We start from the raw sequence: 21,997 nt of genomic DNA, 5'->3' as shown, positions 1-21,997 counted from the left end.
GTTCCCTCGAATCACAAGTCGCCTAACGGCGGAACGCGCCCAGCAGGCTGTCGAACAGCGAGTTGCTGACCTGGATCACCTGGGCGGCGGCCTGATAGGCCTGCTGGTAGCGGATCAGGTCGGCGGCCTCTTCATCCAGATTCACGCCCGAGATCGACTCGCGCTGGGCCTTGGCCTGCTCCAGCTGGGCATTCGCGGAGTCCAGCGCCACATTGGCCTGTCGCGTGCGCGTGCCGACATTCGCGATCAGGCTGTTGTAGGAATCACCAAAGCCGGGTACACGACGTTCGCCGTCTTCTGTCTGAACTGTGCGAGCCTCGGACAGATCAGCCATCTCGAGCATGTTGCGGTTATCCCCCGGCCGGTCGCGGTCGAGCCCGATGGTCAATTGGTCATCCGGACCGGGCTCACCGCTGAGCGTGATCGACCAGCCATGCTCAGTCTCAATTGTGACCGAATCCCCACCATTCACTGCCCCCCGGCCAATCTCGTTGCCATCGGCGTCCTCGACCACGTATTCGTCAGTATCGCTATCGATAACGATAGTGGCCGCGCTGTCCAGCAAGGATGGATCAAACCCGTCGGCAACTTCGAGGGCATCTACCGTACCGCTCCAGTCATCCCCGTCGGCAACAGTCGCCTCTGGGAGAGCTGCAGCTGCGGCGATCCCGGCCGGGTCATCCAAGACGACTTCGAGGTCGCGCGCGCCATTGCGGGTCGGCTGGATCAGCCAGTTGTCGCCCTCCGTGGGGTCATCGGGATTATCGAGCTCGTTTACGTCGATGATCATGCCGTCGGCTCGGAAGCGACCGTCGCCGAGGTCTTCCATCTCCACCACCTGATTGCCCGGCAGCCGCAGTAGTTCGAACTCCTCGTCGCTGTTTACGCGCAGACGGTAGTCGGATGTGGTCAGCCGGTCGGCGTCAGCGATCTCAACGCCCGGGACACCACTCTCGGCGTTACTGGAACGTCCCCATACTGCGGGTTCGCCGATCCCGAAGATGTCGCCCCCGATCTGGCCATCGGCATCGAGACCCTGGGCGTTCTGCTCGTTGAAGGCCTGTCCCAGCTGGGTGGCGATCTGACCCAGGGTGTTCTGCGCGGTGTCGATGACCGAGTCGCGAATCTCCAGCAGCCCCCCGAGCTCACCGCCCTGCAGGAAGCGAGTCACATTCGCTACCCCACTGCCCGACTGAATACCGACCTCTAACTTGCCCGGGTCCCCGGAGAAGGATTCGGCCACCAGCGACTGGTTGGTTCCGCCCAGCACCAGCGCCTGACCATTGCCGATGAACACATTCAGCGCGCCGTCGTCCTGCTCGACCGTGGTGACGTCGATCTTCTCCGCCAGCTGGTTCAGCACACGGTCGCGCTGGTCCAGCAGGTCGTTCGGTGTGCCCTGGGTGCTCTTGGCAACGATCTCGCGGTTGAGGCCCGCCAGCGATTCGGCGAGCTGGTTGATCTCCTTGACGTTGGTCTCGATCTGCCCATTCAGGATGCGCCGCTGCTCCTCCAGGCGCCCGTCGATGGCCTTGAAGCGCTCGGCCAGCGACTCGGCCTCGGTCAGGAACACCGTGCGTGCAGCATTGGAGGTCGGATCATTGGCCACGTCGGAGGCGGCATCAAAGAACCCCTGCAAGACCGGCGCCAGGCCACTGGCCTCGTCCGCCAGCAGGTTGTCGATCCGTCCGGCGAGATCCGCCTTCGCCTGGGCGTTGGACTGCTCGGAGATGCTGGTGCGCAGCTGGGTGTTGACGAAGTCATCCGAGATGCGCCGGATGGCATCCACGCCGACCCCCTGCCCCTGATACGAGCCACCCAGGAACTGCGGGTTCAGGTTGCCCAGCTCCGTGCGCTGACGGCTGTAGCCCTCGGTCGCGGAGTTGGCGATATTGTTGCTGGTCGTGCCGATCGCGCGCTGAAACGCCAGCAGCGCGGAGGTCCCAATACCGGAGACACTCATACCCCGCCCCTCCCGGTCAGGCTCGCCCAGCTGGATTTACGTGTCTGCGACATGGTCTACCCCTCGTTTCGGGTAACGGCCGGCTCGGCCAATGCTTGAGTCGGTTCGGGAATCACAAAGCCCGACAGCTGATCGCGTACCCGCAGCACCTTGTCCGCATAGGCGGGGTCGGTCGCGTAGCCGGCGGCCTGCAGCTCACGGATGTACTGGACATCGTCGCCAGCCTGAAGGGCGCGGTGATAGCGCGGATTGTTGCGGATAAAGTCGACGTAGTCAGCGAAGGAATCCGCCGGATCGGCGTACGCGCGGAAACGTGCCTGCTCGCGCTGGGCCACGCCATCACGGTACTCAAGGGTGCCCACGGCGACCTGATCCCCTTCCCAGCGGGAGTCGGCCTTGATCCCGAACAGGTTGAAGCTTGGCTGGCCGTTCTCGCGCGAGGGCACGTGGCGTCCCCAGCCGGTCTCCAGGGCACTTTGCGCCAGCAGGATGCCGGGCTCCACGCCCAGGTCGGCAGCCGCTTCCCGTGCCAGGGGTTCCAGTGTCGCAACAAACTCGGACGGGTCGCGTGGCGGCCAGTCGATCGCCAGCGGGCTCGGCGCACCGCCCAGCCGTTGGAGCTCACCGGCTCCAGCCCCCGTGTCGCTTTGTGCAGGACGCACGGGCGCGACGGGCTCGAGTTCGCGTTGTTCGTCGGACAGGCGCCGGAAATTCAGGTCACCCCGGCGTTGCGGGAGATCCAGGGACGCCAGCCGCTCGGGATCCCGCAGACCCTGCCCGTCCTGCGGCTGGCTCTGCTGCGACAGCTGCTGCATCAGTACCTCGCGCAGTCCAATCCCGTCCCCCTGACTCATGGCCTTGGCGAATTCCTGGTCCTGCATCTCGAGGTACATCTTGCTCTGCTCGTTGTCGAACAGTCCGTCGCCCAGCGAGGCCTCGCGCATCTGCTTGAGCATCTGGCCGATCAGCATCGCCTCGAACTCGCGTGCGACCGCCTCCAGCGCCTCGTCCCCGCCTCCCTGGGCGGCGCGCCCAAGGTCGCGCAGGCCGCTCGGGTCGCTGGCCAGCGCCGAGCGTGCCTGCATGGAGAGATCGTGGCCGGAGGAGATCATCAGATGACCACCAGCTCCGCGCGCAGGGCGCCCGCCTCGCGCAGGGCCTCGAGGATGGCCACCAGATCACCCGGAGCCGCGCCCACGTTGTTCACCGCGCGCACGATCTCGTCCAGCGAGGTGCCGGGGTCAAACAGGAACATGGTGCTATCGTCCTGCTGGATAGCAATGTCCGTCTGCGGCTGCACCGCGGTCTCGCCCTCGGCAAAGGGCAGCGGCTGCACCACCTGCGGGGCCTCGCTGATGGTGACGGTCAGGCTGCCATGAGAGACCGCCGCCGGGGTCACCTGCACGCTCGAGCCGATCACCACGGTCCCGGTGCGCGAGTTCACGATCACCCGTGCCGGGGGCGCACCTCGCTCGATGGGCAGGTTCTCCAGCTCGGCGACAAAACCCACGCGCTGGTCCGGGTTCTGGGGCGCGCGCACACGCACCGAGGATCCGTCCAGTGCATGGGCCACGCCAGGCCCAAACGTGTCGTTGACGGTCTCCACCAGCCGGTTGGCCGTTGTGAAGTCCGGACGGTTCAGGTTCAGGGTCACGTGGTCGCCCTGGGCAAAAGCGGTCGGCACCTCGCGCTCGACCGTCGCGCCATTCGGGATACGCCCGACACTTGGGACGTTCACGGTGATCCGTGACCCGTCCTGCCCCTCGGCACCGAAACCGCCCACAACCAGGTTGCCCTGGGCGATGCTATAGGTCTGCCCGTCCGCGCCCTTCAGCGGCGTCATCAGCAGGGTCCCGCCCCTCAGGCTGGTCGCGTTCCCCATCGAGGAGACGGTCACGTCGATGCGCTGACCGGGCTTGGCAAACGGGGGCAGGTCGGCTGTAACCATGACGGCCGCGACATTGCGCAACTGTGGGTTGCCGGCCTCGGGGGTCAGCCCCAGCTGGCCGAGCATGTTGTTCAGGCTCTGGATGGTGAACGGGGTCTGCGTGGTCTGGTCGCCCGTACCGTCCAGCCCCACGACCAGGCCATAGCCCACCAGCTGGTTCTCGCGCACGCCGAAGACACTGGCCACGTCCTTGACCCGTTCGGTGTAGGTGCGCTCCTGCATCGCCGCCTGCTGCTGGATCGCTGTCTGGGCCTGCGCGCCGGCGATTCCGCCCAGCAGTAGCCCCATGGCGACCATCAGACCGGGCAGCACGCGCCCTGCGATGCGGCGCATGCTGCGCCGATGCGACTTGTACCCTGTTCGTTGCATCTCGGATCTCCCGCTCAGAACGGCCACCAGGGGCTATTGAAGAAGCGGGTGATCCACCCGGGCGTGTTGCTGTCGGCCAGCACACCCGTGCCGCCGTAGTAGACCCGCGCATTGGCCACCTGCGTCGACAAGACGGTGTTGTTGGTCGTCACGTCCACCGGGCGCACGATGCCGCGAAAGCGCACGTATTCCTCGCCCTGGTTGATGCCCAGCCACTTCTCGCCCTGCACCACGAGATTGCCGTTCGGCAGTACCTCGGCGACGGTCACGGTGATCTCGCCATCCAGCTGGTTACTCTGCGACGAGTCGCCGGAGCCATCGAAGTCACGGCTGCTGGTATTGCTGGCACCGAACAACGGACGGCCACGGTGGGTCGCCTCGCCGCCGAACGCCTGCAGATTGCCGAGATCCAGGTTCGAATCCTTTTGCGTAGAGGTCGAGGCGGACTTCTGCGCCTGGGTGCTCTCGGCCAGGATCACGGTCAGGATGTCGCCCACCTGGCGTGCCTTGTAGTCCTCGAACAGGCCCTGAGACTGCGCGACCTGGTAGATGCCGCCATTGTTCTGGGCCTGCGGCACCGGTTGCGGCGGCATCACGGGGTTGTAGTCCGGGTTGTCCCCGGGCATCGTCGGCTGGGTCGCGGCGCAGGCGGACAGCACCACCACAGCCGCCAGGCCCAGGATCGGTCGCATCAGGGTCTCAAGCCGGTTCATCGCGCTACCCGATCGTCTGGTTGACGAACTGCAGCGACTGGTCGGCCGCGGAGATCGCCTTGGAGTTGACCTCGTAGGCGCGCTGGGTCTCGATCATGTTCACCAGCTCCTCGGCGATGTTCACGTTCGAGGTCTCCAGCGAGCCCTGTACCAGGGTGCCGGTACCGTTCAGCCCGGGCTGGGCCTGCTGGGCGACGCCGGAGGCCGCAGTCTCCTGGAACAGGTTCTCGCCCATCGCCTGCAGACCCGCCGGATTCACGAAGTCCGCCAGCTGGATGTTCCCCAGCTCCACCGGTTCGGCCTGCCCCGGGATCTGCGCGGTCACGGTCCCATCCTTGCCGATCGCCAGCGACTGGGTATCCGGCGGCACGAACAGGCCCGGCTGCAGCGGATAGCCGTTCGACATCACCACCTCGCCATCGGCATTGAGCTGGAAGCTGCCGTCCCGTGTGTAACCAATGTCCCCATTGGGCATCAGGACCTGGAAGAAACCCCGCCCTTCGATCGCGACATCCAGCGAGTTGTCGGTCTGCTGCAGGTTACCCTGGGTAAACATCTTCTCGGTGGACACGGCGCGCACACCGGTACCGATCTGCAGCCCCGAGGGCAGTTGCTGATCCTGGGTGGCCTGGGCGCCCGGCTGGCGTACGGTCTGGTAGATCAGATCCTCGAACACCGCACGGTCCTTCTTGAAGCCGGTGGTATTCACGTTGGCCAGGTTGTTCGAGACCGTCGACATGCGCGTGTGCTGCGCGTCGAGGCCGGTCTTGGCAATCCACAGTGCCTGGTTCATGGTGCTCTCCTGTCAGTCCTGCAATGGGGGCCGCGTCAGCCGAGGCCCAGCAGCCGGTTGCTGCTTTGTTCCAGCGTGTTGGCGCTGTCCATCATCTTTACCTGCATCTCGAAGTGGCGAGACAGCTCGATCATCCGGGTCAGCGCCTCGACGGTATTCACGTTGCTGCCCTCGAGCATGCCCGAGACCACCCGCACCTCGGCATCCGGCGGCGCCTCGCCGCCGTCGGCCATGCGGAACAGGCCGTCATCGCCGCGCTCCAGTTCATTCACGTCCGGGTTCACCAGGCGGATACGCTCGATCGCGGCCAGGGCCTCCGGCCCCACTCCCTGCGGGCGCACGCTGATCGTGCCGTCCGTGCCGATCTCGATCTTCTCCGACGGCGGGATCGCGATCGGGCCGCCATCCCCCAGGACCTGGTGCCCCTGTGCGGTGCGCAAGAGCCCGAACGCATCCACATGCAGGGAACCCGCCCGGGTGTAACCCTCCTCGCCGTCCGGGCCCTGCACCGCGATAAAACCCTGGTCTTCAATCGCGATGTCCAGATCGCGACCGGTGCTTTGCATCTGGCCCTTGGAGAAGTCCGTGCCGTCGGTGCCCAGCTGTGCGTAGTCGCGCGAATCGAATACCGGACCCCGCACGGGGACGGTGTTCGCGTTGGCCAGTGCCTGGCGAAAGCCGTCGGTATTGGCATTCGCCAGGTTGTGGTTGTTGACCGACTGCGCGTGCATGGTCTCCTTCGCGCCGGACATCGCGATGTAGAGGAATCGATCCATGCCTGTGCCCTCGTGTCCCTGTCCCTGACCTAGCGGATGTTGATGATGGTCTGGGTGACCTGGTCGGCCGTGGAGATCGTCTGCGCGTTCGCCTGGAAGTTGCGCTGCGCGGTGATCAGATTCACCAGCTCCTGGGCGATATCGACGTTCGAGGCCTCCAGGGCACCGGCCTGGATCTCGCCCAGGTTGCCGGTGCCCGGAGAGGCAAACACTGGATCACCGGCCGCAAAGGTCTCGGCCCAGTTGTTGTTGCCCAGCTGCTCCAGGCCCTGTGGGTTGGTGAAGTTGGCCAGAGCGACCTGCCCCAGAACGGAAGATTGGCCGTTGGTGAAGCGCGCGAACACCACCCCGCTGGAATCGATGTCGACCCCCGTCAGCCGGCCCGAAGCGAACCCGTCCTGGCCAAGATCGTTCACCGCAAAGTCGCCACCAAACTGAGTGGTCCCGGCAAAGTCGATCGTCCCATCCAGACCTTCAGCCCCGTTGGTAAAATCTTCCGTGGAGAACGGGAATTCCGTGTTGCCATCCAGCTGGCCACTGGCGTCAAAAGAGAGTTCGAAGCCTTCTTCCTCGTTGATCGGCTCGCCGTCAACGCTCATGAAGGCCGTCCACTCTCGTTCGTCGCTCTTCACGAAGTAGATGCGCGCATCGCGGGACGTCCCCAGCGAGTCATACACCGTCAGGGACGTCGAGTAGTTATAGCTGTCCGGATCATCGAACTCGAACTCGCCCGGATCCAGGATTGGAGCATCCGACTGGAGATTGACCAGAGCCTCAATGTCACTGGTAGCCTGCGGCGCGGAGGCCCCTGTCTGCAGACGCAAATCCCCAAGCTGTCCGGTATTGAAATCAGTATCCGTGCTGCCCGGGTTGATTGGCGGATAGCCCTGCAGCTGCTGACCCTGGTTGTTCACCAGGTTGCCGTCGCGGTTTACCTGAAACTCGCCAGCGCGCGTATAGACACGATTGCCACCATCGTTCATCACGAAAAAGCCCTCGCCATCAATCGCGAGGTCGAGACCGTTCTCGGTGAACTCCGTGCGTCCCTGCGAGAACTGCTGTGTCACCGCCATGAGACGCGAACCACCCCCAGTCGCGGTCTGGCTGACGCCACCAAAACTCTGCGCAAAGACATCACCGAACTCGGCGCGCGAGCGCTTGAAACCGGTCGTGCCGGCATTCGAGACGTTGTTGCCAGTGGTCTGCAGATCGGCCTGCGCCGAGTTCAGTCCGCTCAATCCGATATTGAAGGGCATACTGGTCTACCTCCGTTAGAGTCCGTCAGCTGCTGATGCGCCGGACATCCGAGAAATTGATCTCGCCCAGGCCACGGACCATCAGGCCCAGGCTGGAATCGTCGCCTACCGAAACGCTCTCGACGCGGGCGTCGAGGAAGACATCTACTGATTCACTACTGGAACCGCTCTGGGCCGACGCCCGGAATTCATATACGCCCGGGGCCGCAGGCGTCCCGTCATCGCGCAGACCGTCCCAGGTGAATTCCTGCAGCCCCTCACTGGCCGAACCCAGATTCATGCTTCGGATGCGTTCACCCGTGGGGCTGTACACCTCGACCTGCAACTGCCCGGTCGACTGATCCAGATCCACGGCGCCGCGCACCGTGCCATCCGCACCCAACTCGCTGAAGTCGGTTGGGACAAGGACGTCCTTACCCACCAGGGAGGCCGCTTGCAGGGTCTGGCTCTGGCCCATGGACTGAGCGAGTTTCTCGAAGGACTTCGAAAGCTCTTCGATCCCCGTGACGGTCGAGAACTGAGCCATCTGACCGATAAACTCCCCGTTTTCCATCGGTTCAAACGGGTCCTGATTCTGCAGCTGGGTAGTCATCAGCTTCAGGAAATCGTCCTGACCCAGGCGATCCGTCTCCTTGTCGTCCTGCTTGGGACGTGACAGGCCCAAGCGGTCCAGCATTTCGGGTGATATCTGAGTCATGGGAGGCTCCGGTTTAGCCCTGGCCGATCTGCAGCGTTCGCTGCAACAGCTGGCGCGAGGTCTCCATCACCTCGACGTTCGCTTCGTAGTTGCGCGAGGCCGACATCATGTTGGCCATCTCCTCCACCACGCTGATCGCGGGACGGAAGATGTAGCCGTCTTCGTTGGCCTGCGGATGGTTTGGTTCGTAGTGCGCCTGTGGCGGCGCGCGCGACTCATCAATTCCCGCCACCCGCACGCCATTGGAGGCGCCGTTCGGATCGGCCTGGTTCATCACGGTCTGAAACAGCACCTGCTTCGCCCGGTAGGCCTCGTCAGGGTTGGTCGCCACGGTGTTGGCGTTGGCCAGATTCGACGCGACCGTATTCAGCCGCACCGACTGCGCGGTCAGCGCGGAGGCCGAGGTGTTGAACAGATTAAACAGATCACTCACGACATCACTCTCCTGTTCCCAGCGTTGGCGCTCGCATTAGCGCTCGCCCCGCAGAGCATCACGGATGCCGGAAACCCGGCGGTTCAGGAACTCGAGGCTGCTCTGGTACTGCAGGGAATTCTCGGCAAAGGCCGCTCGCTCCAGCTGCGGGTCCACCGTGTTGCCATCCAGAGACGGCTGCGACGGCACGCGATAAAGCGTCTCCATCGACCCGTTGGCACCACCCGCCCCGCCGGCGCCGATATGGCCCTGATGTGTGCTCGCCATCGGCATGTTGCCGCCCTCGCCGGCCGCCGCCTGCAGCACCGAGCGAAAGTCGATATCGCGCGCTTTGTAATTCGGCGTATCGGCATTCGCGATATTCGAGGCCAGCAGCTCCATCCGCTTCGCACGGACGTTCACCGCCTCCGGGAGAATGCCCATCGCCTTGTCGAGAGAGAGACTCATCCGTCGTACCCCGTCCGCCACTGGCGAACTTCAGGTTCCTCGGGACGAAACCGCTTCGCCCCGTACGACAGGGACAAAGCAATTGGTGTGCCACTATGGGCCGAAAGAGGTTGGGAGAGCAGCGCCGAGGGTGGCGCCCGGATCGCGGGAGCGACCGTATGGAAAGGCGGAAAGGGCCGATCAGCCCTTCAGGCGAAGGACGGAGCCGTACTCGGTGCGAACGGTTTCGAAGGCCTGGGTGTAAGGACCCGCTGTCTCGGAAGCGCCAAGAAACAGATAGCCACCGGGATTCATCTGGCGGGCAATTCCGTCAAGAACCTGTCGCTTGGTCTCGGCGGAGAAATAGATCAGCACGTTGCGACAGAACACGATGTCGAACTTGCCCAGCGCCGCATAGCTGTCGATCAGGTTGAGCTTCTGGAAACGGCAGCGGCGCTGGATCTCCGGGCGTACGCGATGGCCCTCCGCCACGGTCTCGAAGAAGCGGGCGCGCCGCGCCTCGCTCAGGCCACGGACGATGCTCAGCCCGTCGTACACCGCGCGCCGGGCATCGTCCAGAATCTTCTCCGAGAGATCCGTACCCAGGATCGATACCGGCACCACACGCTTGGGCCGCGATTCCTCCCACTCGGACGCCACCATCGAGATGCTGTAGGCCTCCTGTCCGCTGGAGCAGCCGGACGACCAGACCTTGATCCCTGCGCCTTTCTCCGCCCGTTCCGGGAGCAGTACATGGCGCAGGATCTCGAACGGGAAGCCATCGCGAAACCAGGAGGTTTCGTTCGTGGTCATCGCGTCGATCACACGCGTGCGCAGGCGCGGGTTGGGCGCCTGGCGCATTGCGTGCAGCAGCTCCGGCACACTCTTGTAGCCGAACTCGTCCAGCAGCCGCGACAGTCGGCTCGACACGAGATACTGACGACTGTCGCCCAGCACCAGGCCACAGCACTCGGAAAGAAAACGCGAGAACTCCTCGTAGTCACGCGAGTCGATCACGAAGTCATCCTTGAAAGTCGACGGTACGGGCGGACGGGCACGTTGATGACGAATCCTTGACAGCGTGTCGGAAAACCCGACTGGGGAACACGCGATCCCCCATGCCGGACGGATGCAGTATACGTGCAACCGCGCGGACGCCGACAGCATCCCAACGGGTGATCGATGCGGCGCGCCATGGCCGCTGATGTTCATGCGGCCGGCAATCCGTTACCGCTTCCATGCCGCCAGGGTCGACTCGGTCGACTAACGCAAACGGCGCAGGCACCGGCATCAGTCCTTGCGGGTCTGGTCAAGCACAGCCTCGGCCAGCTCGTCGGGGTTGAACTTGGACAGGAAGGCGTCGGCCCCGGCACGCTTGACCATATCCGTATTGAACTCCCCACTCAGTGACGAGTGCAGCAGAACCCGGAGGCCTTTCAGGCGATCGTTCGCACGAATTCGAGCGGTGAGGGTATAGCCGTCCATGCGCGGCATCTCGATATCCGAAATCACCAGCTCCACCACCTCGTCCACGGTGCCGGCCTCGGCCTGCTCCTCCAGGAAATCCAGCGCCTCGCGACCATCCTTGAAGACCACGTACTCCCAGCCCAGGCCCTTGATCGCACCCTCGATCTGCTTGCGCGCGACCACGGAGTCATCAACGATCACAATCTTGCGCTGTCCATGCTTGGCGCGTTCTTCCTCGGCCTCCGCGCGCACCGCGTCGGATACCGTGGATGGCAACGGGTTGACGATCGACAGTACCCGTTCGACGTCAATGATCTCGACCAGCTTGTTGTCGATCTCGGTGACCGCCACCAGAAACGACTCGCGCCCGGTCCCACGAGGCGGGGACTTCACGTCTTCCCAGTTAACGTTGACGATCCGGTCGACCGCGGACACCCAGAACCCCTGTACCGACCGGTTGAACTCGGTCACCACCACCTTGTGGTCGCCCGTTTCGCCCACGGCGGTACGCAGCCCCATCGCGCGCGCCAGATCGATGATGGGGACGGTTCCGCCACGCAGGGTAGCCACACCACGCACCACACTCAGCGATCCGGGAATCTGCCGCAGCGGCGGCGACGGGATCACCTCGCGCACCTTGAATACGTTGATACCGAAAGTCTGCGAGCTCCCCAAATGAAACAGGAGCAGCTCCATACGGTTCTGCCCCACCAGCTGGGTGCGCTGATTCACATCGTCAATGAATTGACTCATTGTCCTGCTCTCCCCCTCGCCCAGCGGCCAGCCACCTCGACTCGCCGGCCCCAGTGTGCACCCCGCAGACCGACGCTGTCATGCCACAACCCGCCGTCGCATGCCGATTGCACGCGTTCTAGACCCGATAACGGCCGGCCGCTGTGACTCTTGAGGGTACGCTCCTGATTGCCTGGCATGTTTTCTGCTTGCACGTCTCTGCAAACCTCTCGAGTCCTGACAAGCCGACGCGCATCCAGACCAATGAACCAGTCAGCACGCAAACCTTCCATTCGCTCCTGGTGGCTTTCGGCCGCCATGGGCGTCGTTCTGGCCCTGGTCTCCATTGCGGCACAGGCCGAGATCGAGGCAGTGGAAAACATCCGCCTGGCGGCGGAGCACTTCATCCAGGAGGAGTTGAACCTCACACCAGGCGACGAAGCGGTAGAGATTCAGATCGGCCGGCTGGACAACCGCCTGCGCCTGGCCCGATGCAGCGAGGCACTGGAGACCCGGTTCCCGCCCGGCGGGCGACGCGATGGCAATACGGCGGTACAGGTTCAGTGCGAGACCCCCGTCAGCTGGTCGATCTATGTGCCAGTCACGGTCGAGCGCTACGCCGAGGTGCTGGTCGCCAGCCGCAGCCTGCGACGCCAGCACACGATCCTCCCCGGCGATCTGCGCACCAAGCGAATTCAGACCTCTCGCCATGCGGGGAGCTATTTCGAGAACAAGGGCGAACTGGTGGGGCTGCAGACCCGGCGCAACATCCGGCCCGGTCAGATCCTGGGCCAGCAGCACGTCACCCAGCGCGAGGTGGTCAGCCGCGGCCAGCGCGTCACCATCCTGGCCGAGAACGGCTCGGTGGTGATCCGCATGCAGGGCGAGGCGCTGGAGAATGGCATCCTGGGCGATCGCATCCGCGTGAAGAACACCTCGTCCGGACGCGTCGTGGAAGGCGAGGTGCTCGAGTCCGGACATGTACGCGTTGCCCTGTAGAATGGCGGTGTGTCTCGTCACCATCCACAAACTGTGAAGCGAATCGAAAATTCACAGCTCAAGGGGCTACAGTTTCAGCCGGTGCTGCCGCTAACCCCTGCAGTAGAATTGCAAAAACAGGAAACCGAATAATGGATATCAAAGGCCCGAACTCCCCCGGCCTGCGCCCGGATGGCAACAGCTCGAGCGTGAAGGGCCGCGATGAGACCTCTCGCCCCGACGCAGGCGCCCAGGGCAATGCATCCTCACCCGTACGTCAGGATGACTCTGTCACCCTGACCGGCGCGGCGCAGGCAATGAACGCCGCCTCCGGGGCCGCCAGCAACGCCCCGTTCGACGAGGCGCGAGTCGCCGAGCTGCGCGAGGCCATCTCCAACGGTCAGTACCCGGTAGACAACGAACAGCTAGCCGATCGCATGATCGAGCTGGAAAGCCTGTTGCGCTAACAGAGACCCGACGATGTCGCCCGAACAACGCCACGCCTTCCTCCGCTCGCTGGAGGCCTCGATTCGGCTGAGCCACCAGATGGAGGACATCCTGCTGCAGGAGACCCGTGCGGTGGAATCACGGGCCGCCGAGACCCTGCGTGAAGTCGTGGCCCAGAAGCAGACGCTACTGCAGGAACTCGAAACCGAAAGCCGGCGACAGCGCGAGACGATCGAGGCCGCCGGCGAAACGTATACGCCCGAGGGACTTGCACGGCTGTTCGGTCGGCTCGAGGGAGGCGCCGAGCTGGACGACCACTGGCAGGCGCTACGCCGCTCGGTGGAGCGCTGCAATACCCTCAACCAGGGGAATGCCCGACTGATCGATCGCGACCGTCGTCGCGTGGAGATGTCCATCCAGATCCTGCGCGGCGAGGAACCCGGCCCGGCTCCCACCTACGACCCCTACGGCCGCACCCAGTCCGGCAGCCGTACCGGTCGGCGCATCACCCGCGCATGACCCGCGCGCGCTCTGCGCGACACCTCTCCGCCCTTCTCCGCCTCACACCCGGGGCTGGCATTCCGGACCGCTCGGCAGTACCGTGCGGCTTGGCCCAATAATTACAACAACGCCACGTATGGGAGAGACCGACTACACCGTCGACAAGCCGGAGCGGATTGCCGGCATCCTCAAGGATCTGGATCACAAGCTCACCCTCGTCAACGTCCGCCTCGACGACGATGGCCCGCTGTACAACTCCGCGCTGGTTCGCCTTGATTCCGGTGCACGCGAGCTCTTCCTCGACGAACTCACGCCCATCGAAGCGAATCGCCACGCCCAGGAAGGCACTGGCATGCGGGTATTCGCCAGCCTGCGCGGGGTGGCCGTACGCTTCTCCACCGCCGTCTCGCGCATCGAACGCGAGGACGCCGGGGCCCTTTACGTCTGCCCCTATCCCGAGACCCTGGAATATCTCCAGCGACGCGAGACCTTTCGCGTCCATATCCCGATCAGCGAGCGCCCGCGCGTCGAATTGCAGTACCGCGAATGGGAAGAGCCCGGTATCGGGGACCTGGCCGATCTTTCGGCCCAGGGGATGTGCGTGGAGGTACCACAAGACTGGGTCGAAACAATCGAGATCGGGACCCCGATGCGTTTCGAGAACCTGCTACTGCCCGAAGTTGGCGAACGCCTGGGCGGCGACCTGCGTCTGGCCAATCGCCGTCGCAGCCCGCGCGACGGATACGTGTATGCCGGCTTCCAGGTCACCGGCATGAACCAGTGGCTGGAGCGGCAGTTCAACATCGCCCTGCTGCACTATCAGCGCGAGGCGCGCCGGCGTTCGATGGAGTAACAGACGAGGCCAGTCTCTTCCCTCACTCCAGACACAAAAAAGGCCGCTCGATGCGGCCTCTTTTTTCACCTGAAGAATATCCTTCAAGTCGTTGAACTTGGTCGGGACGGCAGGATTTGAACCTGCGACCCTCTGCACCCCATGCAGATGCGCTACCAGACTGCGCTACGCCCCGAAGCCGCGAATCATATCCGATTCCCTGCCCCCACGAAAGGACCCGGACCAGAAGACCTCTCAGGCGCGCAATACACGCAACACCGATTCCAGCTCCGAGATCGTATCCTGGATGATCTGGCGTGCCTGCTGGCGATCACCCTTGGCCTCGTCGCCAGACAGCTTCTGTCGCGCGCCATTGATCGTATAGCCCTCTTCGTACAGCAGGGCCCGAATCTGGCGGATCAGGATCACGTCCTGGCGCTGGTAGTAGCGCCGATTGCCCCGCCGCTTGACCGGCTCGAGCATCGGGAACTCCTGTTCCCAGTAGCGCAGCACGTGAGGTTTCACCTGACACAGCTCGGCGACCTCGCCAATGGTGAAGTAGCGCTTGCCCGGGATCGCGGGCAGTTCCTGGTGGTTACTCGCTTCCAGCATAGCTTTCGACCCTCTCGCGCAGCTTCTGCCCCGGGCGGAAGGTGACGACGCGCCGCGCCGAGACCGGGATTTCCTCGCCGGTCTTCGGATTGCGCCCGGGCCGCTGGTTCTTGTCGCGAAGGATGAAGTTGCCGAAGCCGGAGAGCTTCACGCCCTCGCCCTCTTCCAGCGACTGGCGCATCTCCTCGAAGAACATCTCGACGAATTCCTTGGCCTCGCGCTTGTTCAGGCCCAGTTCTTCGTTCAGCGTGGCGGCAAGATCCGCCTTCGTCACTGCTGCCATGGAATCACTGCCTCAGGGTTGCCTGGAAGCGAGCGTGCAGATGCTCGACGACCTTGTCGGTGACGCTTGCCACGTCCTGTTCGCCTAGGGTGCGATCAAAAGCCCGCAAAATCAAGCCCAAAGCGAGGCTCTTCTCGTCCGGATTCAAGCCCTTGCCCTGGTAGACATCAAACAGCCGGACATCCTGCACCAGCTCCAGCCCCAGTTCTTCGATCGCGTTCAGCACATCACCGGCCGGAACGGTCGCCTGCACCACCAGGGCAAGATCACGCCGGATCGACGGATATGGCGACAGCGGCGCGAACTGGGCGACCGGTGCGCGCAGGATCGCCCGCGCATCGAGATCGAACAGATACACCGGCTCGACATCGAACTGCCTGCAAAGCGCCGGGTGCAGACGCCCGACCCAACCGATGGGGCGATCACCCGCCATAATCCGCGCGGACTGCCCGTCGTGGAGCGCAGGATGTTTCTCCGAGCGAAAGCCCAGCGGCGCCTCCACGGAGGCACAAAGTGCCTCGACGACACCCTTGGCATCAAAGAAGTCGACGCGGCGCGACGCGGCCTCCCAGTGCTCCGGCTGCGCCCGCCCGCCCAGCAGGCCCGCGAGACGCGGCTCCTGGCGCAGGCCGGAGGCATCCGGCACAAATCGCAGGCCATGCTCGAACAGGCGCAGGTCCGGCTGCTGGCGCGCCTGGTTATAGGCCGCCGTGGCGACCAGACCGGGCCACAGGCCGGGGCGCATTACCGCCAAGTCACTGGAGATCGGGTTGGCCAGGCCCAGCGGCTCCACCGTCGGATAGAAAGACCGCGAGGCCTCGGCATCGATGAAGCTGAAACTGATGACCTCGTGAAACCCCTGACTCGCCAACTGATCGCGCAGACCACGCAAGGCCGGTGGCCGCTCGGCCGGCGCCACCGGGGACGGCAGGCGCTGCGGCAGACGGTCGTAGCCATGCACCCGCGCCAGCTCTTCGATCAGGTCCTCCTCGCGCTCCATGTCGAAGCGGGCACGCGGGGCCCGGACTTGCCAGCCGTCATCCGAGGAAGCGACCTGGCAACCCAGGGCGCCCAGGATGCGCTCGACCTCTTCATCCGCGAACGTCGTCCCCAGTAGCCGTTCGATGCGGGGCCGGCGCAGTCGAATCGCTTGGTCGAAATGAGACGACGGCAGCTCGCCGACACGCTCCACCGGCCCGCACTGCCCGCCACAGATCTCCAGCAACAGACGCGTAGCACGCTCCATAGCCCGCTCGACCAGGGTCGGATCCACACCACGTTCAAAGCGATGCGAGGCATCGGTGTGCAGGCCATGGGCCCGCGCGCGCCCGGCCAGTGCCAGCGGGGCAAAGTGGGCACACTCGAGCACCACCCGCGTCGTGTCGTCATCCACGGCGCTGTCGGCGCCGCCCATGATCCCCGCCAGCGCCACCGCAGTGGTGGCCGAGGCGATTACCAGGTCCTGCTCGGCGAGCTCGACTTTCTGGTCCCCGCCCAGCAGGGTCAGCGCCTCGCCGGAGCGCGCCCAGCGCACCTCGATGGTGTCACCCAGACGGCCCGCGTCGAACGCATGCAGGGGCTGCCCGAGTTCCAGCATCACGTAGTTCGTGACATCCACGATTGCGCTGAGCGGACGCACCCCGGCCCGCCGCAGGCGCTCGGTCATCCACAAAGGCGTGGACGCACGCGCATCCAGACCGTCGAGCACGCGCGCCGCGTACAGCGGGCAGGCCTCGGTATCCTCGACCTGGATCGCAACACGTGCGTCCAGTTCCGCCCCGGCCGGCTCGGCCACGTTCTCGTTCAGCGGCCGATCGAGCAGCGCCGAGCATTCACGGGCAATCCCCCGCATCCCGAGACAGTCGGCGCGGTTCGGGGTCAGGTCCACCTCCAGGATGTGATCATCCAGGCCCAGTGCCGCGCGCAGATCCGCGCCGATCTTGAGGTCCGCGGGCAGTGCGAGCAGGCCCTCGGCGTCCTCCGCAAGGCCCAGTTCGCGTGCCGAACACAGCATGCCCGCGGAGGCGACGCCTCGCAGCTTGGACTTCTTGATCTTGAAGTTGTCGGGCAGCACCGCGCCAACCACGGCGACCGGCGCCACCATGCCCTCGTGCACATTGGGCGCGCCGCAGACGATGGTCAGCGGTTCGGCCTCCCCAACATCGACCTGGCAGACACGCAGGCGATCGGCATCCGGATGCGGCTCCACCTTCGCCACCCGGCCCACGCGCACACCACTGAACGCGGGTGCCGCCGCCTCGATCGCGTCCAGCTCCAGCCCCGCCATGGTCAGGCGGTGGCCCAGCTCCTCGGGGGTCTCGTCGATCTGCAGCCAGTCCCGCAGCCACTGAATACTGATGCGCATTAGCCGGTCCGTCCGAATTGGCGAATGAATCGGATGTCGTTGTCGAAGAACAGGCGCAGGTCATTCACGCCGTGGCGCAGCATCGCCATCCGCTCGACCCCGAGGCCGAAGGCAAAGCCGGTGTACTGTTCCGGGTCGATGCCCACATGGCCCAGCACGTTCGGATGCACCATGCCGCAGCCCATCACCTCCAGCCAGCCGGTATGACTGCAAACCCGGCAGCCATCGCCACCGCAGTGCACGCACTGGATATCGACCTCGGCCGAGGGCTCGGTGAACGGGAAATACGACGGACGAAAGCGCGTGGCCAGGTCGTCGCGGTCGAAGAAGCTCTGCAGGAACGCACTCAAGACGCCACGCAGATCCGCGAAGGTAATGTCCTCGTCCACGCAGAGCCCCTCGACCTGGTGGAACATCGGGCTGTGCGTCAGATCGGAGTCGCAGCGATAGACCCGCCCCGGCGCAATGACGCGCAGCGGCGGCTTCTGCTGTTCCATGGTCCGGATCTGAACCGGCGAGGTATGGGTGCGCAGGACGCGGTGGGCGTCGAAGTAGAACGTGTCGTGCATCGCCCGCGCGGGGTGATGTTCGGGGATGTTCAGCGCCTCGAAGTTGTGGAAGTCGTCCTCGACCTCGGGCCCTTCGGCCACGCGGAACCCCAGCCCGGCGAAGAATGCCTCGATGCGCTCCAGGGTGTGGGTGATCGGATGCAGCGAACCCTCGGGCAGGCGGCGCCCCGGCAGGGTCACATCCACCTGCTCGCTGGCCAGCTGCTCGGCCAGGGCGCTGTCCGCCAGGGCCTGCTTGCGGGCCTCGATCAGGCCGGCGACCTCGGTCTTGGCCTCGTTGACCTTCTGGCCGGCGGCCGGACGCTCCTCCGCCGGCAGCTTGCCGAGCTCCTTCAGCTGAGCGGTAATCGAGCCCTTCTTGCCCAGGTACTGCACCCGGACATCATCCAGCGCCTTCAGGTCAGTGGCCGCCTCGATGCGGTCGCGGGCCTCGGCGACGAGCTGTTGCAGTTGCTCCACGTGCATTCCCCGAAAGTGACGGGGCGGCGGTTGCCCGCCGTCCCGGTGTTCCCTGTTCCCGAAACAAAAAAGGGAGGGCGTCGACCCTCCCCTTTCCGGGACCCGCCAGGCAGCGCCCGGCGGGTAATCCTGCAGGACCTCGTCAGGCCGGCAGTGCAGCCTTGGCCTGTTCGGCGATCTTGCCGAAGGCGGTCAGGTCGTGCACGGCCAGATCGGCCAGGCTCTTGCGGTCGATCTCGATCTCGGCCTTCTTCAGACCCGCCATCAGGCGGCTGTAGGAGAGATCGAACTGACGGGCCGCCGCATTGATGCGGACGATCCACAGCGACCGGAACTGGCGCTTTTTCTGGCGACGGTCACGGTAGGCATACTGGCCGGCCTTGATGACGGCCTGGTTGGCAACGCGGAAGACGTTCTTCCGGGCGCCGTAGTAGCCCTTGGCCTGTTTGAGGACCTTCTTGTGACGGGCGTGAGCGGTTACACCGCGCTTGACTCGTGGCATGTCTTTCTTCCTCGGTCAGATCAACGGTACGGCAGCATTTTGCGCACGGCGGCGACATCCGCCTCGTGCACCATGGCCGGACTGCGCAGTTGACGCTTACGCTTGGTGGATTTCTTGGTCAGGATGTGGCTGCGGTGCGACTGGAACCGCTTGAACTTCCCAGACCCGGTACGGGCGAAGCGCTTGGCCGCACCCCGATTGGTCTTGATCTTTGGCATTGCTCTCTCCGGCATTTTGGGCCGTACCCGATTCGGGCCGGCCGTTTATGGGAGGACCGGCAGGTATGCGGAGACCTGCGCGATCCTTGTTGTCTGACCGGCCTACTTCTTCTTGCCGGTCAGCACCATGATCATCTGGCGTCCTTCCATCTTCGGCCGCTGCTCGACGACCGCGATATCGGACATGTCCTGCTCGATCTTGTCCAGCAGCTCGCCACCCAGCTCCTGGTGGCGCATTTCGCGACCGCGGAAGCGGATGGTCACCTTGCCCTTGTCGCCGCCCTCGATGAAGCGGCGCAGGTTGCGAATCTTGACGTTGTAGTCGCCCTCGTCCGTACCCGGACGGAACTTCACTTCCTTGATCTGGATCTGTTTCTGCTTCTTCTTGGCTTCCTGCGCCTTCTTCGCCTGCTCGAACTTGAACTTGCCGTAGTCCATGATCCGGGCTACGGGCGGTTCCGCATTCGGTGAGATCTCGACCAGGTCCAGACCGCTCTCCTGGGCCATTTCCAGGGCCTCTGCAGTACTGCAGACGCCGCGATTCTCGCCCTCGGCGTCGATCAGTCGGATTTGCGGGCACGTGATCTGATCGTTCAGGCGGACCGTTTTCGCTGCGCTAATAGCCTTCTCTCCAATTCAAGGTTCAGTGTTGGCGACTGGCGACCTCCTCCCGGAGGCGCTCGCCGAAGGCCTCGACGCTCATTACGCCCAGGTCTTCTCCGCTTCGTGTACGCACCGCGACCTGCCCGTTTTCCATTTCCTTGTCTCCAAGGACCAGCAGGTACGGCACGCGCTTGAGCGTGTGCTCGCGAATCTTAAAGCCGATCTTCTCGTTTCTCAAGTCGGACTCGACCCGGAATCCCTTGTCCCGTAGCGTCTTGGTGACCTCGCGGGCATAGTCGTCCTGGCGTTCGGTGATGGTCAGCACCTCGGCCTGCACCGGGGCCAGCCAGGTCGGGAAGTGCCCGGCGTAGTGCTCGATCAGCACGCCGAAGAAACGTTCCACCGAGCCAAGCAGCGCGCGGTGGATCATGATCGGGCGCCGGCGCTCGTTGTCTTCGGCCACGTATTCCATGTCGAAGCGCTCGGGCAGGTTGAAGTCCAGCTGCACCGTGGAGCACTGCCATTCGCGGCCGATCGCGTCGTGGATCTTGATGTCGATTTTCGGCCCGTAGAAGGCGCCACCGCCCTCGTCCACCGAGTATTCCAGCCCCTTCTTCTCGATCGCCGAGCGCAACGACGCGGTCGCGTGCTCCCAGATCGCGTCGGAGCCGACCGCATCTTCCGGCTTGGTCGAGAGGTTCACATCGAACTTCTCGAACCCGAAGGTCTGCAGGACCTCCAGCGTCAGGTCGATCACCGCCATCACCTCGGCCTCGATCTGGTCCTCGCGGCAGAAGATATGGGCGTCGTCCTGGGTGAAGCCGCGCACACGCATCAGCCCGTGCAGCGCGCCGGACATCTCGCGACGGTAGACCGTGCCCATCTCCGCCCAGCGCAGCGGCAGATCGCGGTAGGAATGCAGCCGGTCCTTGTACATCAGCACGTGGAACGGGCAGTTCATCGGCTTGAGCTGGAAGGCCTGGTGCTCGTCCTCCATCGGCTCGTACATGGACTCGGCGTAGAAGTCCGCATGGCCGGAGGTCTTCCACAGCTCCAGGTTCGCGATGTGCGGCGACACGACGAAGTCGTAACCCGCCTTCTCGTGCATGTCGTACCAGTACTTCTCGATCTCGCGGCGGATGCGCGCGCCCTTCGGGTGCCAGAACACCAGGCCGCCGCCGGCCTCGTCCTGGATCGAGAACAGGTCCAGCTCCTGACCGATCTTGCGGTGATCGCGGCGCTCGGCCTCCTTCAGGCGTTCCAGGTATTCCTTCAGCTGGTCCTTGTTCGCCCAGGCGGTCCCGTAGATACGCTGCAGCATCTCGTTGTCGGAGTCGCCGCGCCAGTAGGCACCGGCCACCTTGGTCAGCTTGAAGGCCTTCAGCTTGCCGGTTGACGGGATATGCGGGCCGCGACAGAGATCGACAAAGTCGCCCTGCTTGTACAGCGAAATGTTCTCGCCCTGCGGGATGGAGGCGATGATTTCGGCCTTGTACTCTTCTCCCATGTCGCGGAAGTACTTCACCGCCTCGTCGCGATCCATCAGCGAGCGCTCCACCGGCAGGTCCTGCTTGGCCAGCTCCTTCATGCGCTTCTCGATCTTCTCCAGATCCTCCGGCGTGAAGCCGCGGTCATAGGCGAAGTCGTAGTAGAAGCCGTTCTCGATGGTCGGGCCGATGGTGACCTGGGCCTCGGGAAAGAGCTGCTTGACCGCCTGCGCCATCAGGTGCGCGGTCGAATGCCGGATGATCTCCACCCCCTCCGGGTCGCGGTCGGTCACGATCGCGAGTTCGGCGTCGGCGTCGATCTCGTGGCGGGCATCGACCAGCTGGCCGTTCACCTTGCCGGCCAGGGTCGCCTTGGCGAGGCTCGGACCGATGTCCTTGGCCACATCCAGCACGGTGACTGGATGATCGAACTCGCGGCGGCTGCCGTCGGGGAGGGTTACTGCGGGCATTGCAAGGCTCCTTCGCCGACCCATACGCGGGGTCGAACGTCGCGTGTCAAAAATTGGACTTGCCGGAAACGACAACGGCGCGAAGCGTATCACACGCC

Annotated in this window: 24 protein-coding genes and 1 tRNA gene; 4 read left to right on the top strand and 21 right to left on the bottom strand. The window is 64.4% G+C overall.

Features of this window, described 5'->3' with window-relative positions; translation table 11 throughout:
• Positions 1-22 precede the first annotated feature (22 nt).
• The 12 genes from flgK to F468_RS0112000 form a co-directional block, all read right to left on the bottom strand.
• A complete protein-coding gene (gene flgK / locus F468_RS0112055) occupies positions 23-1,963 on the bottom strand; it encodes a flagellar hook-associated protein FlgK (protein ID WP_018995251.1) in 1,941 nt (646 codons plus the stop codon).
• Positions 1,964-2,019: 56 nt separating this feature from the next.
• Positions 2,020-3,075, bottom strand: coding sequence for a flagellar assembly peptidoglycan hydrolase FlgJ (gene flgJ / locus F468_RS0112050; protein WP_018993597.1), 1,056 nt, complete (start codon positions 3,073-3,075; stop codon positions 2,020-2,022).
• Complete coding sequence (locus tag F468_RS0112045; RefSeq protein ID WP_369699445.1) at positions 3,075-4,208, bottom strand: flagellar basal body P-ring protein FlgI; 1,134 nt, start codon at positions 4,206-4,208, stop codon at positions 3,075-3,077. The genes flgJ and F468_RS0112045 overlap by 1 nt, the downstream gene beginning before the upstream one ends.
• 86 nt (positions 4,209-4,294) lie before the next feature.
• Complete coding sequence (gene flgH, locus F468_RS0112040; protein ID WP_018139141.1) at positions 4,295-4,993, bottom strand: flagellar basal body L-ring protein FlgH; 699 nt, start codon at positions 4,991-4,993, stop codon at positions 4,295-4,297.
• A gap of 4 nt (positions 4,994-4,997) precedes the next feature.
• Positions 4,998-5,786: a flagellar basal-body rod protein FlgG gene (gene flgG / locus F468_RS0112035; RefSeq protein WP_018139142.1), complete on the bottom strand. Its 789-nt coding sequence runs from the start codon at positions 5,784-5,786 to the stop codon at positions 4,998-5,000.
• A gap of 35 nt (positions 5,787-5,821) precedes the next feature.
• Positions 5,822-6,562, bottom strand: coding sequence for a flagellar basal-body rod protein FlgF (gene flgF, locus F468_RS0112030; protein WP_018139143.1), 741 nt, complete (start codon positions 6,560-6,562; stop codon positions 5,822-5,824).
• A 29-nt stretch (positions 6,563-6,591) separates the two neighbouring features.
• The gene (gene flgE / locus F468_RS0112025) at positions 6,592-7,818 is read right to left on the bottom strand and encodes a flagellar hook protein FlgE (RefSeq protein ID WP_018139144.1); all 1,227 of its coding nucleotides are present in this window, start codon (positions 7,816-7,818) and stop codon (positions 6,592-6,594) included.
• 25 nt (positions 7,819-7,843) lie between these two features.
• On the bottom strand, positions 7,844-8,515 hold the full coding sequence (locus tag F468_RS0112020) for a flagellar hook assembly protein FlgD (protein WP_026278842.1): 672 nt from the start codon (positions 8,513-8,515) through the stop codon (positions 7,844-7,846).
• A 13-nt stretch (positions 8,516-8,528) separates the two neighbouring features.
• Positions 8,529-8,948 carry a flagellar basal body rod protein FlgC gene (flgC, locus tag F468_RS0112015; protein ID WP_018139146.1) on the bottom strand — a complete coding sequence of 140 codons (420 nt, stop codon included), beginning with the start codon at positions 8,946-8,948 and terminating at the stop codon, positions 8,529-8,531.
• 36 nt (positions 8,949-8,984) lie between these two features.
• Positions 8,985-9,395 carry a flagellar basal body rod protein FlgB gene (gene flgB, locus F468_RS0112010; protein WP_012982336.1) on the bottom strand — a complete coding sequence of 137 codons (411 nt, stop codon included), beginning with the start codon at positions 9,393-9,395 and terminating at the stop codon, positions 8,985-8,987.
• A gap of 180 nt (positions 9,396-9,575) precedes the next feature.
• Positions 9,576-10,391, bottom strand: a complete 816-nt coding sequence (locus tag F468_RS0112005) for a protein-glutamate O-methyltransferase CheR (RefSeq protein ID WP_018139147.1) — start codon at positions 10,389-10,391, stop codon at positions 9,576-9,578.
• A 273-nt stretch (positions 10,392-10,664) separates the two neighbouring features.
• The gene (locus F468_RS0112000) at positions 10,665-11,594 is read right to left on the bottom strand and encodes a chemotaxis protein (RefSeq protein ID WP_018139148.1); all 930 of its coding nucleotides are present in this window, start codon (positions 11,592-11,594) and stop codon (positions 10,665-10,667) included.
• Between the two features lie 243 nt (positions 11,595-11,837).
• On the opposite strand from F468_RS0112000, the gene flgA reads away from it, so the two are divergent.
• From flgA to F468_RS0111980, 4 genes are all read left to right on the top strand, one after another.
• Entirely contained in the window at positions 11,838-12,572 is a 735-nt protein-coding gene (flgA, locus tag F468_RS0111995) for a flagellar basal body P-ring formation chaperone FlgA (protein WP_018995250.1), read from the top strand.
• Positions 12,573-12,703: 131 nt separating this feature from the next.
• A complete protein-coding gene (gene flgM / locus F468_RS0111990; RefSeq protein ID WP_018139150.1) occupies positions 12,704-13,018 on the top strand; it encodes a flagellar biosynthesis anti-sigma factor FlgM in 315 nt (104 codons plus the stop codon).
• 13 nt (positions 13,019-13,031) lie between these two features.
• Entirely contained in the window at positions 13,032-13,517 is a 486-nt protein-coding gene (locus tag F468_RS0111985) for a flagella synthesis protein FlgN (protein ID WP_018139151.1), read from the top strand.
• 118 nt (positions 13,518-13,635) lie between these two features.
• Complete coding sequence (locus tag F468_RS0111980; protein WP_018995249.1) at positions 13,636-14,352, top strand: flagellar brake protein; 717 nt, start codon at positions 13,636-13,638, stop codon at positions 14,350-14,352.
• A 98-nt stretch (positions 14,353-14,450) separates the two neighbouring features.
• On the opposite strand, the gene F468_RS0111975 is transcribed toward F468_RS0111980, so the two are convergent.
• The 9 genes from F468_RS0111975 to thrS all read right to left on the bottom strand — a co-directional run bounded on the left by F468_RS0111975 (position 14,451) and on the right by thrS (position 21,899).
• Positions 14,451-14,527: transfer RNA gene (locus tag F468_RS0111975), tRNA-Pro, on the bottom strand.
• 59 nt (positions 14,528-14,586) lie between these two features.
• Positions 14,587-14,943, bottom strand: a complete 357-nt coding sequence (locus tag F468_RS0111970; protein WP_012982329.1) for a MerR family transcriptional regulator — start codon at positions 14,941-14,943, stop codon at positions 14,587-14,589.
• A complete protein-coding gene (locus F468_RS0111965) occupies positions 14,927-15,226 on the bottom strand; it encodes an integration host factor subunit alpha (RefSeq protein WP_018139153.1) in 300 nt (99 codons plus the stop codon). Before F468_RS0111965 ends, F468_RS0111970 begins: the two co-directional genes overlap by 17 nt.
• 4 nt (positions 15,227-15,230) lie before the next feature.
• Positions 15,231-17,591 carry a phenylalanine--tRNA ligase subunit beta gene (gene pheT / locus F468_RS0111960; RefSeq protein WP_018995248.1) on the bottom strand — a complete coding sequence of 787 codons (2,361 nt, stop codon included), beginning with the start codon at positions 17,589-17,591 and terminating at the stop codon, positions 15,231-15,233.
• Entirely contained in the window at positions 17,591-18,619 is a 1,029-nt protein-coding gene (gene pheS, locus F468_RS0111955; RefSeq protein WP_038038722.1) for a phenylalanine--tRNA ligase subunit alpha, read from the bottom strand. Before pheS ends, pheT begins: the two co-directional genes overlap by 1 nt.
• A gap of 142 nt (positions 18,620-18,761) precedes the next feature.
• Entirely contained in the window at positions 18,762-19,121 is a 360-nt protein-coding gene (rplT, locus tag F468_RS0111950) for a 50S ribosomal protein L20 (RefSeq protein WP_018139156.1), read from the bottom strand.
• A gap of 20 nt (positions 19,122-19,141) precedes the next feature.
• Positions 19,142-19,339, bottom strand: a complete 198-nt coding sequence (gene rpmI / locus F468_RS0111945) for a 50S ribosomal protein L35 (RefSeq protein ID WP_018139157.1) — start codon at positions 19,337-19,339, stop codon at positions 19,142-19,144.
• A gap of 102 nt (positions 19,340-19,441) precedes the next feature.
• Entirely contained in the window at positions 19,442-19,975 is a 534-nt protein-coding gene (infC, locus tag F468_RS0111940) for a translation initiation factor IF-3 (RefSeq protein ID WP_081601214.1), read from the bottom strand.
• A gap of 7 nt (positions 19,976-19,982) precedes the next feature.
• The gene (gene thrS, locus F468_RS0111935; protein ID WP_018995247.1) at positions 19,983-21,899 is read right to left on the bottom strand and encodes a threonine--tRNA ligase; all 1,917 of its coding nucleotides are present in this window, start codon (positions 21,897-21,899) and stop codon (positions 19,983-19,985) included.
• Positions 21,900-21,997 lie beyond the last annotated feature (98 nt).

This window comes from Thioalkalivibrio sp. ALJ2, assembly GCF_000378325.1.
GTDB lineage: Bacteria > Pseudomonadota > Gammaproteobacteria > Ectothiorhodospirales > Ectothiorhodospiraceae > Thioalkalivibrio.
Note: the sequence above shows the minus strand (reverse complement) of the source record. Positions and strands in the feature narration are given on the sequence as shown.

Excerpts from the sequence above, each read along its gene's own strand:
- F468_RS0112045 (WP_369699445.1), bottom strand. The coding sequence starts at position 4,208 with ATGGTCGCCATGGGGCTACTGCTGGGCGGAATCGCCGGCGCGCAGGCC.
- flgM (WP_018139150.1), top strand. The coding sequence starts at position 12,704 with ATGGATATCAAAGGCCCGAACTCCCCCGGCCTGCGCCCGGATGGCAAC.
- rpmI (WP_018139157.1), bottom strand. The coding sequence starts at position 19,339 with ATGCCAAAGATCAAGACCAATCGGGGTGCGGCCAAGCGCTTCGCCCGT.
- flgH (WP_018139141.1), bottom strand. The coding sequence starts at position 4,993 with ATGAACCGGCTTGAGACCCTGATGCGACCGATCCTGGGCCTGGCGGCT.
- F468_RS0112000 (WP_018139148.1), bottom strand. The coding sequence starts at position 11,594 with ATGAGTCAATTCATTGACGATGTGAATCAGCGCACCCAGCTGGTGGGG.
- flgG (WP_018139142.1), bottom strand. The coding sequence starts at position 5,786 with ATGAACCAGGCACTGTGGATTGCCAAGACCGGCCTCGACGCGCAGCAC.
- F468_RS0111965 (WP_018139153.1), bottom strand. The coding sequence starts at position 15,226 with ATGGCAGCAGTGACGAAGGCGGATCTTGCCGCCACGCTGAACGAAGAA.
- flgB (WP_012982336.1), bottom strand. The coding sequence starts at position 9,395 with ATGAGTCTCTCTCTCGACAAGGCGATGGGCATTCTCCCGGAGGCGGTG.
- flgA (WP_018995250.1), top strand. The coding sequence starts at position 11,838 with ATGAACCAGTCAGCACGCAAACCTTCCATTCGCTCCTGGTGGCTTTCG.
- flgF (WP_018139143.1), bottom strand. The coding sequence starts at position 6,562 with ATGGATCGATTCCTCTACATCGCGATGTCCGGCGCGAAGGAGACCATG.
- F468_RS0111970 (WP_012982329.1), bottom strand. The coding sequence starts at position 14,943 with ATGCTGGAAGCGAGTAACCACCAGGAACTGCCCGCGATCCCGGGCAAG.
- flgK (WP_018995251.1), bottom strand. The coding sequence starts at position 1,963 with ATGAGTGTCTCCGGTATTGGGACCTCCGCGCTGCTGGCGTTTCAGCGC.
- thrS (WP_018995247.1), bottom strand. The coding sequence starts at position 21,899 with ATGCCCGCAGTAACCCTCCCCGACGGCAGCCGCCGCGAGTTCGATCAT.
- flgE (WP_018139144.1), bottom strand. The coding sequence starts at position 7,818 with ATGCCCTTCAATATCGGATTGAGCGGACTGAACTCGGCGCAGGCCGAT.
- F468_RS0111980 (WP_018995249.1), top strand. The coding sequence starts at position 13,636 with ATGGGAGAGACCGACTACACCGTCGACAAGCCGGAGCGGATTGCCGGC.
- F468_RS0112020 (WP_026278842.1), bottom strand. The coding sequence starts at position 8,515 with ATGACTCAGATATCACCCGAAATGCTGGACCGCTTGGGCCTGTCACGT.
- pheT (WP_018995248.1), bottom strand. The coding sequence starts at position 17,591 with ATGCGCATCAGTATTCAGTGGCTGCGGGACTGGCTGCAGATCGACGAG.
- rplT (WP_018139156.1), bottom strand. The coding sequence starts at position 19,121 with ATGCCACGAGTCAAGCGCGGTGTAACCGCTCACGCCCGTCACAAGAAG.
- F468_RS0111985 (WP_018139151.1), top strand. The coding sequence starts at position 13,032 with ATGTCGCCCGAACAACGCCACGCCTTCCTCCGCTCGCTGGAGGCCTCG.
- flgJ (WP_018993597.1), bottom strand. The coding sequence starts at position 3,075 with ATGATCTCCTCCGGCCACGATCTCTCCATGCAGGCACGCTCGGCGCTG.